This is a genomic window from Microbacterium sp. Soil_C_42 (assembly GCF_057656735.1).
This window is the reverse complement of the sequence record NZ_JBDGJU010000019.1, coordinates 23,406-40,770: the sequence shown is the minus strand read 5'-3', so window position 1 is coordinate 40,770 and position 17,365 is coordinate 23,406. Positions and strand designations below refer to the sequence as shown.

Here is a 17,365-nt window from a genome sequence, read left to right as displayed (position 1 = left end):
GCGGGAGCCTCAGATGCCCTGCCAGTCGGGCTTGTTGTCGTAGGCGTAGCGGTAGTAGTCGGAGCGGGTCAGCTGCGATGCGGCGGCCTCGTCGACCACGATCGTCGCGTGCGGGTGGAGCTGGATCGCCGAGCCCGGCAGGGACGCCGACAGCGGGCCCTCGACGGCGCCGGCGACCGCCGCCGCCTTGCCCTCGCCGAACGCCAGCAGCACCAGGTGCCGGGCGCGCAGGATGGTGCCGAGCCCTTGCGTGATGCAGTGCATGGGCACGTCGTCGATCGAGTCGAAGAAGCGCGCGTTGTCGCGTCGCGTCTGCGCGGTGAGCGTCTTCACGCGGGTGATCGACGAGAACGACGAGCCGGGTTCGTTGAAGCCGATGTGGCCGTCGGTGCCGATGCCGAGGATCTGCAGGTCGATGCCGCCGGCCCCGCGAATGGCCTCGTCGTACTCCTCGCCGTGGTGCTCGATGCCCTCCGGCGTGCCGTCGGGTGTGCGGATGAGCTCGGGGTTGAGGCCCAGCGGCTCGACGACCTCTCGCGTGATCACCGAGCGGTAGCTCTCGGGATGCGCGGGGTCGATGCCCACGTACTCGTCGAGCGCGAATCCGCGCACACGCGAAACGTCGACGCCATCCAGCCGCGAGCGCAGCGCCTCGTACACGGGCAGCGGCGTGGATCCGGTCGCAAGCCCCAGCACCGTCTCGGGGTTCGAGCGGATGAGCTCCGCGATGTGGTCGGCCACGAGCGCGCCTGCGGCGGCCTTGTCTTCAACGATGACGATCTCAGCCATGGACCAGTGCTTCCTCTGCGTCGTGTGTGGCGTCGCCCTCCGCGCCTACCAGCGCGGCTCCGAGTGCGGCGGCGGGCGAACCCGGCGGCAGCAGCTCGACCCGGTCGGCGAGGTGCAGAGAGCGCATGAACGGGGATGCCTCGGCGCTGGCCGCGAGCTCGGCTGCGACATCCGTCACCAGCCGGTCTCCCAACGCCGTCACACCTCCTCCGAGGACCACGATATCGACGTCGGCCGTGAGCACCAGTACCCGGATCGCGGCGGCCACGCCGCGGGCGAGCCCGGCGCGCAGCTGCCGCGCCGACGGGTCGCCCGCGTCGGCCGCGTCGAAGACGTCGCGCACCGGCAGCGCGGAGCGCTCGGCCCAGCGCTCGGCGATCGCACCGCCGCCGGCGAAGGCCTCGATGCAGCCGCGCTGACCGCAGCGGCACAGCGGCCCGTTCGGGTCGACCGAGATGTGGCCGACCTCCCCCGCGGTGCCCCGGGCACCCCGCCAGAGCACGCCGTCCGAGACGATGCCCGCGGCGATGCCGGTGCCGAGGTTGAGGTACGCCATCGAACCCGGCGCCCGTGCGCCACCCCGCGTGTGGAGCGCATGCGCTCCGAGGGCGGCGGCCTTGACGTCGTTCTCGACCTGCACCGGCACCCCCAGCTGGGGCCCGACGGCGGCGGCGAGGTCGAGCTCGTCGACGCCGAGGTTCACCGCGTGCACCACGCGGCCGGTGCCCGGCTCGATCTGGCCGGGGATGCCGACCCCGACCGACCGCACCGCCGAGAGATCGACGCCCGCCTCGGAGCCGAGCGCGCGCACGGCGTCGAGGACGGTCTGGGCCACAGCATCCGGTCCCCATCCCGTGGGGATGCGGAGGCGACCCGCGATCGTGCCGTCGGCGTGCACCGCCACGGCGTCGGTCTTGGTCCCGCCGACGTCCAGCCCGACCCTCATCGGCCGACCTCCCCGTGGGAGGCGGCGTTGTCGTTCGCGCGCATCAGCCCTTGACCGCCCCCGCGACGAGTCCGCTGGTCATGCGGCCCTGGACGATCACGAAGAACACGATGACCGGGATCGCGACGATGGTCGAGGCGGCCATCACCTCGCCCCAGTCGATCGCACGGCTGGAGCTCTGCTGCACGAAGCCGCGCAGCCACAGCGGCAGCGTCTGGTTCTCGGCGTTCATGATCACGAGGGCGACCGTGAACTCGTTCCAGCACTGCAGGAAGGCGAACACGCCGGATGCGACGAGCCCGGGCGCGAGCAGGGGCAGTGTGATGCGCATGAAGGCCTGGGTGCGGCTGAGACCGTCGACCATCGCCGCCTCTTCGAGCTCGGCGGGCACACCGGTGACGAAGCCGCGGAGCATCCACACCGTGAACGGCACGACGGCCGCGATGTAGAGCAGGCTCAGGCCGAAGACGTTCGACAGCAGCCCCAGTTCGCTCATCATCTTGTACTGCGCGATGAACAGGCCCTCGGCCGGGAGCATCTGGATGATGAGGATGGCCAGCACGAACGTGGTGCGGCCCCGGAAGCGGAACCGGCTGATCGCCACCGACGCGAGAAACGCGAACAGCAGGCAGAAGAACACCGCGATGAGCGTGACCGAGATGCTGATGCCGAGCGCGCCGAAGAACGAGCCGTCGACAACGGCCAGGTAGTTGGCGAACGAACCGCCGAAGGGCAGGAACGTCGGCGTGAAGGACTCCAGCGTCGCCGACGAGAGCATCGACGAATTGACCATCCAGTAGACCGGGAACACCCAGATCAGGGCGACGAGGATCGCCAGGATGCTCCAGCCCCAGGTCGCTCCCGCACCACGGCGGCGGCGCTTCGGAACGGTCGCGGAGGTGCGGGAGGAGCCCGAGCGGGCCGGCGGCGCGGTCGTGGGCGCGAGTTGTGCGGACGCGGACATCAGGCCTGGTCCTCCTTCAGAAGACTGCGGATGTAGAACCAGCTGAGGACGATCGTGAGCGCGAGCACGAAGATCGCCATCGCAGCGCCCTGGCCGAAGTTCAGGCCGGCGACGCCCATCTTGTAGATGTACGTGCCCAGCAGGTCGTAGTCGCTCGAGTTCGAGCCGGCGTCCTGCAGCATGGTGATCTGCGTGAAGACGCGCAGGTCCCAGATGAGGTTCAGCAGCAGCACGATCATGATCACCGGACGGATGATCGGCAGGACGATGTAGCGCAGTCGCTGCCATCCCGTCGCACCGTCGAGCTGGCTGGCCTCGACCATCTCGGTCGACACCTGGGTGAGGCCGGCGTAGGCCGAGAAGGCCACGAAGGGCACCGACATCCACGTCACGATCACCGACGCGACGATGAAGAACACGAACGGCTCGCCGCCGATCCAGTTGAACTGGTTCATGTCGACGCCGGGGATGAGATCGAGCAGGTAGTTGACGACGCCGCGACGGCGGTCGAACAGCCAGATCCAGACGGTCATGGCCGCGACCACGGGCATCGCCCATGCCAGCAGCAGCGCGATCTGCAAGGTGATGCGCACGCCCGAGGGCACCCGGGTCATCAGCAGCGCGAGCGCCATGCCGATGACGACGGTGACGGCAGCCGTGACGAGGCAGAAGATCACCGAACGGAGCGCGACCTCCCAGAACGTGGGGCTGGTGGCGACAGCGATGTAGTTGTCGAGTCCGACGAAGTCGGGGGCTTTGCCGCCGAGCTGCTGCAGGGCGCCGTACTTCTGGAAGGACGTGATGACCTGCCACACGACCGGATAGCCCATGCCGAACAGCAGGATGGCGATCGCGGGGATCAGCAGGAACAGGGGAACAGGTGAGCGGCGCCGGGCGCCGACGGATTCGTCGACGTGCCGGGTGTCGCGCTCGAGGTTGGTGGGGGCAGGAACCGCCATGCCCGCCTCCTTCAGGGGGTCTCGCAGGGGACCGGGGTCGCGGACGCGTGTCCGCGACCCCGGGAGTGCTGAAGGTCTCAGCCGTTGATGATGGCGTCGATCTTCTCGTCGTACTCCGCGGCGAGCTCGGGGATGTCGCCACCCGACGCGACCTTGCCGAAGAACTCCTCGAGGATCTTCTGACCCTCGACGGCGGCCCAGCCCGGCGCCGCCGGGGTGAGCTTCGAGTTCAGGGCCGACTCGATGAGCGCCGAGGCGAAGATGTCGTCGCCGAGCGAGTCGACGAACTTGGTGTTCGCCGGGCCGAGGCCGTTCTCACCGAGCATCTGCTGGTACTCGTCGGAGTAGATGATGCGCAGCAGTTCCTTGGCGCCGGCCTGGTTCTCGCTCTTGGCCGAGATGCCGAGGTTCGAACCGCCGGCGAAGACGGGAGCCGCCTCGCCCTCGGTGGTGCCGGGCAGCGGGAAGACGCCGAAGGTGTCGTCGTTCCACTCGCGGACCTCGGTCACGGTGCCGTCGTCAGCGGTCTTCTCCTCGACGAAGTCGCCGATCGACCAGTGCGCCCAGCCGGGTGCGATGATCGTGGCGGCCGTCGGCGGGTTGCCGTTCTTGTCGTTGTTGATGTTGACCCACGGAGTGCTGTCGTCCTCGGTGGCCGGAGCGTTCGAGGCGTTCTCGAACAGGTCCTGGAACTGCTCGAGGCCCGTGATGGTCTTCGCGTCGCTGAGCGTCGAGACCCACTTGTCGCCGTCCTTCTTCGCAAGCTCGCCGCCGTTGGCGAAGACCCACGAGACGCCGTTGCGCCAGTCCTCGCCACCGATGTAGAAGCCCGACTGGTCGACCGTGCGAAGCGTCTTGACGTCCTCGTTGAACTGCTCGAGGGTCGAGGGCACGTCGAGGCCCGCGGCCTCCCAGATGTCCTTGCGGTAGGTGATGTAGCGCGAGCCGAAGTAGTACGGAAGCGCGTACTGCGCACCGTCGACCGTGCCGATGTCGACGAACGACTGGAGCAGGTCGTCGCCGCCCAGATCGTCGTAGACGCCGCTCAGGTCGCTGAACGCGCCCGAGGTGGTGAAGGTCGGCGACCAGGTGTTGCCGATCTCGGTCACGTCGGGGGTGTTCTTCGCATCGGGGAGCTGGTTGGCCAGCTTCGTCAGCGCGTCGCCCCACGACTGCTCCTCGATGGTGAGCGTGCCGCCGGTGGCCGCCGTGTATTCGTCCTTGAGGTACTCGCGCAGCTCATCCGGGGTGTCGCCACCCATGACCCAGAACGTGATGTCCTGGTCCTTGGCGCCTTCGGGGTCGAACCCCGAGACGTCATCGGGTCCACCGGCCGTGTTCCCGCCGGCGCAGCCGGCGAGCACCAGTGCGGAGGCGCCGATGAGCGCCACAGCTCCGAGCGTCTTCTTCATGGCGTGTTCCTTCGTGTGTGTGTGTGTTCTTCTGATGTTCGGGTGGGCCGGGTGGCCCATCCGGGGGGAATCGGGGTTCCGGGGAGGCCCCGGAGTTCCGTGCTCTGTCAGGACACCCCGAGTTGTCCGGACAGGACCATGACGGCCGCGCCGCGCAGGACGATGTCCTGGCCTTGCTCCGTCATCCGCACTCGCACGCCTTCGTCGACGGACGGCGCGAGCGTGCGCGCGCGGAGTGTCTCGACGGTCTGCTCCGCAAGGGAGCCGCCGAGGAGTTCAGGGGGGCCGGAGAGGACGATCTCCGACACGTCGAGCGCACCGACCACAGGGGCCAGGGCGATGCCCAGCCGCTCACCCGCGTCGCGGAGGATGCCCTCGTGGGCGGCGGGATCGGCCGCCGCGTTCAGTCGCGAGGTCAGCGACGGCACCGAGAGCCAGGCTTCGAGGCATCCGACCTTGCCGCACGCGCATTGCGGGCCGCCGTCGGTGCCGACGGTGACGTGGCCGATCTCGCCCGCGGCGAAGCGGCTGCCGCGCATGGGCTGGCCCGCCAGCAGCAGCCCGGAGCCGACGCCTCGTCCGACCTTGACGAGCAGCACGTCGTCGGGAGCGCCGCCGAACGTGTACTCGGCGAGCACGGCTGCGTTGGCGTCGTTGGCGACCAGGACGGGAACGCCGAGGGCGTTGCGCAGTGCACCCTCCAGGTCGAAGCCGGCCCAGCCGAAGTTGGGAGCGGTGAGGATGACACCGCGATCGTCGACGACACCGGGGGTGCCGACGCCCACGCCCAGCACCGGCGCGTGCGACTCGGCGACGAGCGCGCGGGCGAGTTCGACGACGGTGTCGACGAGAGCATCGGCCGCGGGCACCGCGACCTCGCGGCGCGCGACGATGCCGCCGTCGAGGGTCAGGACGGCGCCGATGAAGGTGTCGCTGCCCGACAGGTCGAGCCCGACGATGCGGTGACCGGCGTGGTCGAGGTCGACGAGGATCGCCGGCTTGCCGGGACCCGAGGCCTCGCGCACCCCCATCTCGGCGACGAACCCGTCGGCGATGAGCTCGGCGACGAGGTCGGAGATCGTGACCCGGGTGAGACCCGTCTCACGCGACAGATCGGCGCGGCTCATCGCGCCCTGGTGGAACAGGGTCTGCAGCACGAGCGAGCGGTTGTGGCCGCGCGCGTGCTCGGGAAGGACCTTCGCACCCTGGCGGAGCGTGCGTCCGGGGGCGAACGCCCGTGCATTCGTGGCGGGGCTCTGCGGCGCGTCGACGAGGGAAGGGCCGCGTCGCGCTTCCGTGTGGGACATGTTTGTTAGTAGACCTTACGAACTAACTTTTCGCAAGTCTTCGACCCGATTTGGGCGGATGCTTTACAAAACCGTGATCCTCCGTCTTCGGATCGTCCTCGAAGCAGTCACGGGTTTCCGCCTGTGACCGGCGGTTCGTGCGTGACCAGCCCGTGACCTCGACACCCAGGCGCGTCGCCTACCATGGGGGGAAGCGTTGTTCACAGTCGGGGGTGTGGCGTGACTAATCTGGCGACCGGGTCGCAGGCCGGGAAGGCCTCCGGCGATGACGCCGTCCAGGCCGATCAGGCCGTCGAGGACGAGCGGGCCGCAACGGCGGACGCCACGGATTCGCATGCCGTGGACGAGACGGATGCTGACGAGACGGATGCTGAGGCCCCGGCGGATACCGAGGTCGAGGCCGACGAGGCGTCTGCACCCCGAGCCGCTGAAGAGGGCGCCTCCACCGACGAGGCCCAGCCCGAGTCATCCGGCATCGCCGACGCCGACGCCGATGCCGATGCCGATGCCGATGCCGATGCCGAGACGGTCGCCGTCGCGACGACCGCGAGCGTCCCCGCCGCTGCGACGGCACTCGCACCCACCGCGGACCTCTCCGCCGAGCCCGCGACCGCTGTCGCAACGGCCACCGGGACCGCTCCGGCCGACGCCTCCCCCACTTTCGCGTGGGCGCCGGCCGAGCCCCAGCCGAAGAAGAAGCGCACCGCGATCTGGGTCGGCGCAGCCGCGGGCGTCGCCGTGGTCGGTCTCGTCGTCTCGTCGCTGGTGCTCATCGCTCCCGGCACCACGGTCGCCGGGGTGCCGGTCGGCTGGCTGACGCCTGGCGCGGCAGTCGACGCCATCGAGCAGCGTCTGGCCGAGACCACGGTCGTGCTCACCGGCGCCGGCGCGGACGCCGAGGTCACCGGCGCCGAACTGGGCGCCGCGGTCGACGCGAAGGCACTCGCCGACGCCGCGTTCGCGCAGCACCCGATGTGGAACCCCACCGCGTGGTTCGCCGCCACCGATGCCGAGATCGAGCTCGACCCGGCGTCCGCCACCGCGGCCCTCCGCGAGGTCGCACCGCAGCTCTACACCGAGCCGACCGACGCGACGCTCGCGTTCGATGCGGCCACCGCGTCGTATGTCTCCACGCCGGCCGTCGCCGGTGCGGGCATCGACGTGGCCGCCGTCCAGGGCGCCATCCAGGCGGCCTTCGAGGCCGGCCAGACGCGCGTGCAGCTCGACCCGGTCTCGTCCGAGGTCCCCGCCGACATCTCGACCGAGACCGCCGACGCGACCGTCGCCCAGCTGAACGGCATGCTCGACACGGCCGGATTCTATGTGGGTGAAGAGCGCACGGTGCCGATCGACCGCGCGACGCTGGCAGCCTGGCTGACCGTCGCGCCCGACCCTGAGAACGCCGCGTACTACATCACTGCCGACACGGCGGCGATCCAGGCCGCGGTGGACGGTCTTCCCGCCGCGATCAATCGGCCGGCCGAGAACGGCGCCGTCATCACCAACTCGGCCGGCAAGGTCCTCCGCGAGGAGGCGCCGGGGATCTCGGGGCGCGAGGTCGGCGACACCACGAACTTCGCCTCCGACTTCGCCACGCAGCTGGCCGCCGGCGACGCGGTGTTCGAGACGCCCGTGACCGAGGTCGCGCCCGTCGTCGCCACGCTCGCCCGCACCGTCGAGGTCGACCTCTCCAGCCAGACGGCGACCCTCTTCGAGAACGGCAACGTGGTCGCCTCGTACACGATCTCGTCGGGCCTCTCCGGCACGCCGACGCCCACCGGCCGCTTCACCGTGAACGCCTTCACGCGCGTGCAGGACATGGGCGCGCTGTGCTACAACCCGGCCGCGGTGAACAGCTACTGCACGGAGGACGTGCCGTGGATCACCTGGTTCGCACCCGACATCGCGTTCCACGGCGCCTCGAACTTCCGAAGCCGCCTGGGCTTTCCGCAGAGCCACGGCTGCGTCAACATGTGGAACGACGATGCCAAGTTCGTCTACGACTGGACGGCGCGCGGCACCGAGGTCTGGGTTCACGCCTGACCGCGCTCACACCTCCACGCTGACCCGCCGCCGCGCGGGTCGGCGAAGTCCGAAGGCGGGACTGCGCGGCCTCGGGATCAACGCGCCCGGACACGACGAGAGGGCGGATGCGGCAGCATCCGCCCTCTCGTACGTCAGGCGTTCACGTTTCGACAGGTCCGCCGCTGACGCGTGGGACGCTCGACGACCGGGCTTCCTGCTCGATCAGCTCCGCTGATCGAGCAGGGCGTCGATGACCTCGTTGAAGGTCTGCGACGGGCGCATGACACCGGCGACCAGCTCGGCGTCGGGGCGGTAGTAGCCGCCGATCTCGACGGCCGCCCCCTGCACCGCAAGGAGCTCGTCGACGATCTTCTGCTCGTTCGCAGCGAGCGCCTCGGCCACCGGGGCGAACGCCGCCGCGAGGTCGGCGTCGGTCTGCTGCGTCGCGAGCTCCTGCGTCCAGTAGAGGGCGAGGTAGAAGTGGCTGCCGCGGTTGTCGATCGTGCCGAGGGCGCGTCCGGGCGACTTGTCGTTCTCGAGGAAGGTGCCGGTCGCCGCGTCCAGCGTGTCGGCGAGGACACGCGCCTTGGCGTTGCCGGTGAAGTCGGCGAGGTGCTCGAGCGACGCGGCGAGCGCGAAGAACTCGCCGAGCGAGTCCCAGCGCAGGTAGTCCTCGGAGAGCAGCTGCTGCACGTGCTTGGGGGCCGAGCCGCCCGCGCCCGTCTCGAACAGGCCGCCGCCCGCCAGGAGCGGGACGATCGACAGCATCTTGGCGCTGGTGCCGACCTCGAGGATCGGGAACAGGTCGGTGAGGTAGTCCCGCAGCACGTTGCCGGTGACCGAGATGGTGTCCTCGCCCGTGCGCAGACGGTCCAGCGAGTACTGGGTCGCCGCAGCGGGGGCGAGGATCTCGATCGTGAGGCCGTCGGTGTCGTGGTCCTGGAGGTACGTCTTGACCTTCGCGATGAGCGCCGCGTCGTGCGAGCGGTTCTCGTCGAGCCAGAACACGGCGGGCGCACCGGTGGCGCGGGCGCGGGTGACCGCGAGCTTCACCCAGTCGCGGATCGCGACGTCCTTCGTCTGGGTCGCCCGCCAGATGTCGCCCGGAGCGACCTCGTGTGCCAGCAGCACGTCGCCGGCCTGGTTCACGACCTGGACGGTGCCGGCCGCGGCGAGCTCGAACGTCTTGTCGTGGCTGCCGTACTCCTCGGCGGCCTGCGCCATGAGGCCCACGTTCGGGACGGTGCCGATCGTCGCCGGGTCGAGCGGACCGTGCGCGATGACGTCGTCGATCACGGTCTGATAGACGCCCGCGTAGGACGAGTCGGGGATGACGGCCAGCGTGTCGGCCTCGCCGCCGTCGGCGCCCCACAGCTTGCCGCCGTTGCGGACGAGGGCGGGCATCGACGCGTCGACGATGACGTCGGACGGCACGTGGAGGTTCGTGATGCCCTTGTCGGAGTTCACGTACGACAGGCGCGGGGTGTCGGTGGCCGCGGCGAACGCGGCGGCGATCTCGTCGCCGCCCTCGACGTTCGTGAGGCCCGCGAGGATCGCGCCCAGGCCGTCGTTCGGGGTGAGGCCGGCCTCGGCGATCTTGTCGCCGAAACGGTCGAACACGTCGGCGTAGTAGGCCTTCACGACGTGGCCGAAGATGATCGGGTCGCTGACCTTCATCATCGTGGCCTTGAGGTGCACCGAGTAGAGGACGTCCTCCGCCTTGGCGGTCTCGAGCGTCTCGGCGAGGAACGCGTCGAGCGCGGCCGCCGACAGGAACGTGCCGTCGACGATCTCGCCGGGAAGCACCTTGATGCCCGTCTTGAGCTCGGTCGCCGTGCCGTCGGTCGCGACGAAGCGGACCGAGAGCACGTCGTCGGCGGGGATGACCGTGGTCTTCTCGTTCGACTTGAAGTCGTCGTGGCCGAGGGTCGCGACGCGGGTCTTCGAGCCCTCGCCGAAGGCCTTGTTGCGGTGCGGGTGCTTGCGCGCGTAGTTCTTGACCGACAGCGGCGCACGACGGTCGCTGTTGCCCTCGCGGAGGACGGGGTTCACGGCCGAGCCCTTGATCCGGTCGTAGCGGGCGCGCACGTCCTTGTCTTCGAGCGACTGCGCCTCGTCCGGGTAGTCCGGGATGTCGTAGCCCTGCGACTGCAGCTCGGCGATCGCGGCCTTCAGCTGCGGGATCGAGGCCGAGATGTTCGGCAGCTTGATGATGTTGGCTTCGGGGAGCGTCGCGAGGCCGCCGAGCTCGGCGAGCGCGTCGCCGACCTGCTGCTCGGGCGTCAGGCTCTGCGGGAACGCCGCGAGGATGCGGCCCGCGAGCGAGATGTCGCGCGTCTCGACGTCCACTCCCGCCTGGCTGGTCACGGCCTGCACGATCGGCAGGAACGAGGCGGTCGCGAGGGCCGGCGCCTCGTCGGTGTAGGTGTAGATGATGGTCGAGTCGGTCACCAGTCACGTCCTTCTTGCGGGTCGGCGTTCAGCCTATCGCAAGCGGCCGAGATATCTCGACGTCAAGATACTTCGGCGTATGAACACCGTGTTAATCCGACGTGCGGACGATGCCGGATGCCGCCATGAGGGCTAGCCTGTGGTCCATGGGTGATCTGCGACTCGTCGAACTGTCCGCCGCGACCATCGTGGCGGTCAACAATATGTCGCTCAAGCCCGGCCAGGAGGAATACCTCTCGCCGGTGAGCTACGGCATCGCGGCGACGGTCGTGAACCCGCAGACGACCTGGCAGCGCGTGGTGGTCGACGGCGAGGAGGTCGTCGCGTTCGTCAGCGGCAACTTCGACCTCGACGACCCGCAGGAGCACTTCCGCTCGGTGCTGTGGCGCATCAACGTCGACGCCGACGACCAGGGCCGCGGCGTGGGCCGCTTCGCCGTCGCAGGGCTCCTCGAAGAGGCGCGCAACCGCGGAATGGATCACGTGAACGTCATCTACGAGGCCGGCGAAGGCGGTCCGCAGGCATTCTTCGAGCGCGTGGGCTTCACACCGGTCGGCGAGACCGAGTACGGTGAAGTGATCGCAGAGATCCGCCTCTGACGCCGAGCCGCACGATCGACCCGAAGACTTCCCCACACAGCGCCCGCCGGGCGCTCAGAGACCGGCGGCGGGGCCTCGAATACCCCTCCCCCATCGAGACCCCGTCGCCTTCTCGGTCCCGACCGTCGAAACGCTTCCGCACGACGCGCTAGGGTGAGCGCGTGCCGAGATTCGATCTGTCCCCCGCTGAGCTCGCGGACTACGCCCCCGACGTTCGCGAACCCGCCGACTTCGACGCCTTCTGGGCCGACACGCTCGCGCAGTCGCGGCAGTGGGATGCCTCCCCCGACGTCGTGCGCCTCGAGACGCCGTACACGCTGGTCGACATCTTCGACGTGACGTTCCCCGGCTTCGGCGGCGACCCGGTCAAGGCGTGGCTGACGCTGCCCGCGAGCGTCGACGGGCCGCTGCCGACGGTGGTCGAGTACCAGGGGTACGGAGGGGGCCGGGGTCTCGCCGGCGAGCGCCTCGGCTGGGCCGCCGCCGGCTACGCCCACCTCTTCATGGACACGCGCGGCCAGGGCTCGATGTGGGGCTCGGGCGGCGACACCGTCGACCCGCACGGCACCGGCCCCTCGTCGTCGGGGTTCATGACCCGCGGCATCGAGGATCCCGAGACCTACTACTACCGCCGGGTCTTCACCGATGCGGTGCGCGCCGTCGATGCCGTGCGCACGCTCCCGCAGGTCGACGCCGGCCGCATCGCCGTGTGCGGCGCGAGCCAGGGCGGCGGCATCGCCATCGCCGCGGCAGGACTGTCGGACGGCGTCGTCGCGGTCATGCCCGACGTGCCGTTCCTCTGCCACTTCGAGCGCGCCGTCGGTCTCACCGGCGACGACCCCTACCAGGAGGTCGTGCGGTACCTCGCCGTGCATCGAGGTCGCGACGAGCGCGTGTTCGAGACGCTGTCGTACTTCGACGGCGTGAACATGGCGAAGCGAGCGGATGCTGCGGCCCTGTACTCCGTCGCTCTCATGGACACCATCTGCCCCCCGTCGACCGTGTACGCGGCGTTCAACCGCCACGCCAACCCGGCGAAGCAGATCGAGGTCTACACGCACAACGGCCACGAGGGCGGCCAGGCGTTCCAGTTCCCGAAGCAGGCCCGCTTCCTCGCGTCGCTCTGATCCGAACCGTGGCCCTGGTCAGAGGGCCTCGAGGTGCAGCACGAACGCCTGCAGCGGCCACAGCGTGGGCAGCTGCAGGCCGACCTCGGCGAGCAGCGACCCCGGCAGCTCGATCTCGCCGGCGGTGAACCACTCCGGCGCGATCCAGCCGTACGCGGCCGCGCCGATCTCGCGGCGCACGCGCACACGGTAACGACGGTCCGGATCGAGCCCGGGCACGCGCAGGCGCTCGGCGCGAGCATCCTCGAGGCTCGCCACCGTCGCCACGACGACGACCGCCGCGTCGTCCGTGACGAAGCCTGTCGCACGCCAGGCGGGATCGCGCAGTTCGGGGTGCAGCATCCGTCCGCCGTGGACGATCGGCCGCAGCTCCTTGTAGAGCGCCGCGAACCGCGTGATCGTGGCGGTCTCGTCGTCGTCGCACGACAGGATGTCCCACTCGAACCCGGCCGAGCCCATGAGGCTCGTCGCCATGCGGTACGACAGCGCGGTCGTGCGCCCCGACGAGTGCGACGTCGTCGGGCCGACGTGCGCGCCGACGAGCTCGGGCGGCAGCAGCAGACCGGTCCAGCGCTGGATGTCCTGGCGTTCCACCGGGTCGTTCGAGTCGCTCGCCCACACCCGGTCGGTGACCTCGAGGATCCCGAGGTCGGTGCGTGCACCGCCGCTCGAGCAGGACTCGATCTCGAGCGACGGATGCCGCGACTTCAGCTCCGCGATGAGCTCGTAGACCGCCGTCATCTGGGCGTGCCCGCCGGGGCGCCCGTCGTGCACGCTCTCGACGAGGTCGCGGTTGTGGTCCCACTTGATGAAGTCGATGCCGAGCTCGCCCACGAGCGCGTCGATCTGTGCGAGCACATGGGCGTAGGCGGCCGGATTCGCGAGATCCATGACGTACTGCCCGCGCCACGACACCGCCGGATCGTGCTCGAGGTGACCTGCGTGGTGCAGGAGCCACTCCGGGTGGGCGCGCGCCACGTCGGAGTCGAGGCTGATCATCTCGGGCTCGAACCACAGCCCGAACTGCATGCCCAGCTCGTGCACGAGCGCCGCGAGGGGACCGAGACCGTCGGGCCACACCGCCCGGTCGACGACCCAGTCGCCGAGGCTCGTCGAGTCGTCGCGACGACCCTGGAACCACCCGTCGTCGAGCACGAACCGCTCGATGCCGACCGCGGCTGCGCGCTCGGCGAGCGCGGCGAGCCGTTCGGCGTCGTGGTCGAAGTACACCGCCTCCCACGTGTTGAGCACGAGAGGACGGACGGACGACGGATGCTGCGGCCGCGCCCGCAGCCACGTGTGCACGCGGTGCGCGAACCCGTCGAGGCCCTCGGCCGAGTGCACGAAGGCCGTCCGCGGCGCACGGTACTCGTCGCCCGGTGCGAGCCGGATCTCGCCGGGGCGCAGCAGCTCGCCGGCGCCGATGAGCGTCACCGCGTCGGTGACGCGGTCGATCCGCGTCGTCAGGTCGCTCGACCACGCGAGGTGGACGCCCCAGAGGGCGCCGTCCTGCCAGCGTGGCGCTCCGATCCCGGCGATCGCCGCGACCGGGTTGTCGTGTCCTGGGCGGCCGCGACGAGTCTGCCGCACGGTGGCGCCGGCGGGCATCGACGTCACGACGGGCCTCTTCTCGCGCGTCCAGCGACCGTCGAACGTCAGCAGCGTGTCGGTCGTCGTCGGCACCGGCAGCGTCGCCTCGAGCCAGTCGACGTCGACCGGCGCAGCATCCGTCGCTCCCTCGTGCGCGAGCGTGTGCTGCACCCACACGACGCCGCCGGCCTCGACGCCCACCGTGATCGACAGACGCAGGCCGGATGCCGCATCCCGCGCCTCGACGGTGAACGACCGCTCGTCGGCCTCGACGCCTGTCACGTCCCACCGCGGGTGGTGCACGACGCCGTCGCGGCGCAGCTGCATCCCGGGGCGCCCCGTCCAGCCGTCGCCCTCCTGCGGGGACAGCGAGACCTGCCATGCGGCGTCGAGCGTGCCCGGGGCGGTCTGGCGGCTCAGCGCCTTCGCGAGGGCATCGGCATCGGCATCCGTGATCCCGCCGATGGGCGCACCCCAGTGCAGCACGTGCGGAAGACCCGGGCCCCGGGCATCGACGAGCACGCCGACGCCTTCGCTCTCGAGACGGATGAAGCCGGGGGTCATGCGGTGGTCCTCTCTGCGGGGGTGCGTTCGCCGGTGCCGCGCTCGACGATCCAGGTCGGCATCTCGAGCTGGCGGGTGAAGCCGGCGGGATCCTGCATGCGCTCGATCGCGAGCGTCGCGGCGGCCCTGCCGAGCGCCAGCGGGTCGTAGCTGATCACCGTCACCCCGAGCACGTCGGCGGTGTCGAAGTCGTCGAAGCCGACGAGGGCCGTGCGACCGTCGTCGTGGAGGTCGCGCAGCACGCGCAGCGCGTCGATCGTGACGCGGTTGTTCCCCGTGATGATGGCGGTGGGCGCGTCGTCGCGGTCGAGCAGATCGGCGATGAGTCCGTCCGCGGGTCGCGACAGGTCGTCTTCGAGGCGCTCCCACGCCGAGGAGTCGCGGATGCCGTATGCCGCCAGGGCGTCGCGATAGCCGCGCAGGCGCTCGGCCTGCGTGTAGACGGACGCCGGGTTGCAGATGTAGCCGATGCGCCGGTGGCCGCGCTCGAGCAGCCGCGTCGTGGCGTCGAAGACCCCGCGGTGGTTCTCGAGCACGATCGAATCGGCCACGAGGTTGCGTGCCGGCCGGTCGATCGCGATCACAGGCGTGCCGAGATGGCGCTCGCCTTCGAGATACGACTGGTCGTCGGCGACCGGAATGAGCAGCAGCGCGCCCAGGCGCTGACCGAGCAGGGCGTCGGCGACGCGCTCCTCTCCCTCGGCGGTGTCGTCGGTGGTCGCGACGACCAGTGAGAAGCCGTGCGCCGACAGCTCGCGTTCGATGCCGGCGGCGAGCTTGTAATAGAACGGGTTGTTCAGCTCGCCCATGACGAACCCGATCGTGTTCGTCGGGCCGCCGCGGCGCAGATTGCGCGCCAGCGGGTTCGGGCGGAAACGCAGCCGCTTCGCGGCGCCGAGCACGCGCTCGACGGTCTCCGGCGCGACGAGGTCGCGGTGCGTGAAGACGCGCGAGACCGTCTTCGAGCTCACTCCCGCGAGCCGCGCGACGTCTTCGAGCGTCGCGCGCTGCTGAACGGTCATCGAAGGCCTCCTTGCCGGCGGGGTTCACGCTAGCACCTGCCGGCCGGAAATGTCCACGTAGGACATTGCTCAGACATCGGGTTGCCGCTCGATGACTGGATTACGAAATTATCCCAGTTCAGGGAGCTTGTTTCTTGCGGAGACGATGATCGGACAGGACAAGACAGCGCTGACATCGAACGCTTGCGGAAACGCTTCGAACCGCTCTACTCTGACGGCGCGACGAACCACGCAACGGTGCGACGACGCGCACCGGCAGTTCAAGGGCGAACCTGACAAGGAGAAATCACATGGCGAAGAAGGCACTGGCAGGCATCGTGCTGCTGGCCACCGCCGCGGTCGCGATCAGCGGCTGCGCGGGCGGCGGCGCGGGCGATGCCGACAACACGATCGACGGCGAGATCAAGGGCGACATCAAAGTCCTCACCTGGCGCACCGACCTCGTGCAGGACGGCACGTACGACCGTTACGTCGAGGAGTTCGAGAAGAAGTACCCCGAGGTGAACGTGACCATCGAGGCCGTCACCGACTACGCGACCGAGATGCAGACGCGCATGTCGACCACGAACTACGGCGACGTCCTCGGCATCCCGACCATCCAGCCCGATCAGTTCGAGCAGTTCCTCGAGCCGCTCGGCAAGACGGCGGACTTCGAGGACACCTACCGATTCCTCCCCGCCGCCAGCTACGACGGCACCCAGTACGGCATCGCGTGGGGCGGCAACGCCAACGGCGTCGTCTACAACAAGAAGGTCTTCGAAGCGGCCGGCGTGACCGAGCTCCCGACCAGCGAGGAGGAGTGGCTCGAGGCCCTCCAGAAGGTCAAGGACAACACCGATGCGATCCCGCTGTACACCAACTACAAGGGCGGATGGCCGCTGACCCAGAGCTTCGGCAACCTCGGCGGCGTCACCGACGACGCCGATGCCCCGATCACGCTCGCCGAGGACCCGGCGCCGTGGACCGAGGGCACCGACGTCTACGCGATCGACTCCCTGCTCTACGAGAGCGTGGCGGCCGGGCTCACCGAGGACGACCCGCTCACCACCGACTGGGAGCAGTCGAAGGTGCTCATCGGCACCGGCGAGGTCGCGGCGATGACCCTCGGCTCATGGGCCGTGTCGCAGATGAAGGCCGCCGCCGAAGACAACGGCGCCTCGGCCGACGACATCGGGTTCTTCGCGTTCCCGGCGAACGTCGACGGCCAGCAGTACGCCGTGATCGGCGGTGACTACAACCTCGGCGTGAGCAAGCACTCCAAGGCGAAGGCCGCATCCTGGGCCTTCATCCAGTGGATCGTGGGCGAGTCCGACTACACCGACGTGCAGGGCATGGTGTCGACGCTGAAGGACGACCCGCTCCCCGAGTCGCTGACCGACTTCGAGGCGGCCGGCGTCGAGCTCATGGAGATCAACCCCGCCCCGGCCGGCAAGGAGGCGCTCCTCACCGAGACCGCGAACGAGGCCCAGATCGACCTGTACGGCCCGATCTACCGCCAGAAGCTCGTCGACATCGCCCGCGGCGCCGCCGACGGCGACAAGGAGAGCTACTTCGCCGAGCTCAACGACAAGTGGGGCGCCGCCGTCGAGAGCCTCAAGGGCTGACGGAAG

13 protein-coding genes are annotated in these 17,365 nt (G+C 69.8%); 4 read left to right on the top strand and 9 right to left on the bottom strand.

What is annotated here, in order from left to right:
- Positions 1-9: 9 nt before the first annotated feature.
- The 6 genes from AC3A46_RS12385 to AC3A46_RS12360 all read right to left on the bottom strand — a co-directional run bounded on the left by AC3A46_RS12385 (position 10) and on the right by AC3A46_RS12360 (position 6,377).
- On the bottom strand, positions 10-789 hold the full coding sequence (locus AC3A46_RS12385; RefSeq protein WP_487665451.1) for a glucosamine-6-phosphate deaminase: 780 nt from the start codon (positions 787-789) through the stop codon (positions 10-12).
- Positions 782-1,735: an ROK family protein gene (locus AC3A46_RS12380; RefSeq protein WP_487665450.1), complete on the bottom strand. Its 954-nt coding sequence runs from the start codon at positions 1,733-1,735 to the stop codon at positions 782-784. Before AC3A46_RS12380 ends, AC3A46_RS12385 begins: the two co-directional genes overlap by 8 nt.
- Positions 1,736-1,778: 43 nt before the next feature.
- On the bottom strand, positions 1,779-2,699 hold the full coding sequence (locus AC3A46_RS12375; RefSeq protein ID WP_487665449.1) for a carbohydrate ABC transporter permease: 921 nt from the start codon (positions 2,697-2,699) through the stop codon (positions 1,779-1,781).
- Complete coding sequence (locus tag AC3A46_RS12370; RefSeq protein WP_487665448.1) at positions 2,699-3,658, bottom strand: carbohydrate ABC transporter permease; 960 nt, start codon at positions 3,656-3,658, stop codon at positions 2,699-2,701. Before AC3A46_RS12370 ends, AC3A46_RS12375 begins: the two co-directional genes overlap by 1 nt.
- A 77-nt stretch (positions 3,659-3,735) precedes the next feature.
- Positions 3,736-5,070, bottom strand: coding sequence for an extracellular solute-binding protein (locus AC3A46_RS12365; protein WP_487665447.1), 1,335 nt, complete (start codon positions 5,068-5,070; stop codon positions 3,736-3,738).
- 107 nt (positions 5,071-5,177) lie between these two features.
- Entirely contained in the window at positions 5,178-6,377 is a 1,200-nt protein-coding gene (locus tag AC3A46_RS12360) for an ROK family transcriptional regulator (protein WP_487665446.1), read from the bottom strand.
- Between the two features lie 219 nt (positions 6,378-6,596).
- On the opposite strand from AC3A46_RS12360, the gene AC3A46_RS12355 reads away from it, so the two are divergent.
- The gene (locus tag AC3A46_RS12355) at positions 6,597-8,420 is read left to right on the top strand and encodes a L,D-transpeptidase (RefSeq protein WP_487665445.1); all 1,824 of its coding nucleotides are present in this window, start codon (positions 6,597-6,599) and stop codon (positions 8,418-8,420) included.
- A 204-nt stretch (positions 8,421-8,624) separates the two neighbouring features.
- On the opposite strand, the gene AC3A46_RS12350 is transcribed toward AC3A46_RS12355, so the two are convergent.
- Positions 8,625-10,853: an NADP-dependent isocitrate dehydrogenase gene (locus AC3A46_RS12350; RefSeq protein ID WP_487665444.1), complete on the bottom strand. Its 2,229-nt coding sequence runs from the start codon at positions 10,851-10,853 to the stop codon at positions 8,625-8,627.
- Positions 10,854-10,999: 146 nt separating this feature from the next.
- Here AC3A46_RS12350 and AC3A46_RS12345 point away from each other — a divergent pair, with 146 nt between their 5' ends.
- Positions 11,000-11,452 (top strand): GNAT family N-acetyltransferase, encoded by a 453-nt coding sequence (locus tag AC3A46_RS12345; protein WP_056370784.1) that lies wholly within the window; start codon positions 11,000-11,002, stop codon positions 11,450-11,452.
- A gap of 161 nt (positions 11,453-11,613) precedes the next feature.
- Entirely contained in the window at positions 11,614-12,579 is a 966-nt protein-coding gene (locus tag AC3A46_RS12340) for an acetylxylan esterase (protein ID WP_487665443.1), read from the top strand.
- Between the two features lie 18 nt (positions 12,580-12,597).
- Here the strand turns inward: AC3A46_RS12340 and AC3A46_RS12335 are convergent, their stop codons facing one another.
- Both AC3A46_RS12335 and AC3A46_RS12330 read right to left on the bottom strand, forming a co-directional pair.
- Positions 12,598-14,733: an alpha-galactosidase gene (locus tag AC3A46_RS12335; protein WP_487665442.1), complete on the bottom strand. Its 2,136-nt coding sequence runs from the start codon at positions 14,731-14,733 to the stop codon at positions 12,598-12,600.
- Positions 14,730-15,755 (bottom strand): LacI family DNA-binding transcriptional regulator, encoded by a 1,026-nt coding sequence (locus AC3A46_RS12330; protein WP_487665441.1) that lies wholly within the window; start codon positions 15,753-15,755, stop codon positions 14,730-14,732. The genes AC3A46_RS12335 and AC3A46_RS12330 overlap by 4 nt, the downstream gene beginning before the upstream one ends.
- A 290-nt stretch (positions 15,756-16,045) precedes the next feature.
- Between AC3A46_RS12330 and AC3A46_RS12325 the strand changes: the two genes are divergently transcribed.
- Positions 16,046-17,359: an ABC transporter substrate-binding protein gene (locus AC3A46_RS12325; protein WP_056370792.1), complete on the top strand. Its 1,314-nt coding sequence runs from the start codon at positions 16,046-16,048 to the stop codon at positions 17,357-17,359.
- Positions 17,360-17,365: the final 6 nt, after the last annotated feature.

Excerpts from the sequence above, each read along its gene's own strand:
- AC3A46_RS12325 (WP_056370792.1), top strand. The coding sequence starts at position 16,046 with ATGGCGAAGAAGGCACTGGCAGGCATCGTGCTGCTGGCCACCGCCGCG.
- AC3A46_RS12360 (WP_487665446.1), bottom strand. The coding sequence starts at position 6,377 with ATGTCCCACACGGAAGCGCGACGCGGCCCTTCCCTCGTCGACGCGCCG.
- AC3A46_RS12345 (WP_056370784.1), top strand. The coding sequence starts at position 11,000 with ATGGGTGATCTGCGACTCGTCGAACTGTCCGCCGCGACCATCGTGGCG.
- AC3A46_RS12380 (WP_487665450.1), bottom strand. The coding sequence starts at position 1,735 with ATGAGGGTCGGGCTGGACGTCGGCGGGACCAAGACCGACGCCGTGGCG.
- AC3A46_RS12330 (WP_487665441.1), bottom strand. The coding sequence starts at position 15,755 with ATGACCGTTCAGCAGCGCGCGACGCTCGAAGACGTCGCGCGGCTCGCG.
- AC3A46_RS12365 (WP_487665447.1), bottom strand. The coding sequence starts at position 5,070 with ATGAAGAAGACGCTCGGAGCTGTGGCGCTCATCGGCGCCTCCGCACTG.
- AC3A46_RS12385 (WP_487665451.1), bottom strand. The coding sequence starts at position 789 with ATGGCTGAGATCGTCATCGTTGAAGACAAGGCCGCCGCAGGCGCGCTC.
- AC3A46_RS12335 (WP_487665442.1), bottom strand. The coding sequence starts at position 14,733 with ATGACCCCCGGCTTCATCCGTCTCGAGAGCGAAGGCGTCGGCGTGCTC.
- AC3A46_RS12375 (WP_487665449.1), bottom strand. The coding sequence starts at position 2,699 with ATGTCCGCGTCCGCACAACTCGCGCCCACGACCGCGCCGCCGGCCCGC.
- AC3A46_RS12370 (WP_487665448.1), bottom strand. The coding sequence starts at position 3,658 with ATGGCGGTTCCTGCCCCCACCAACCTCGAGCGCGACACCCGGCACGTC.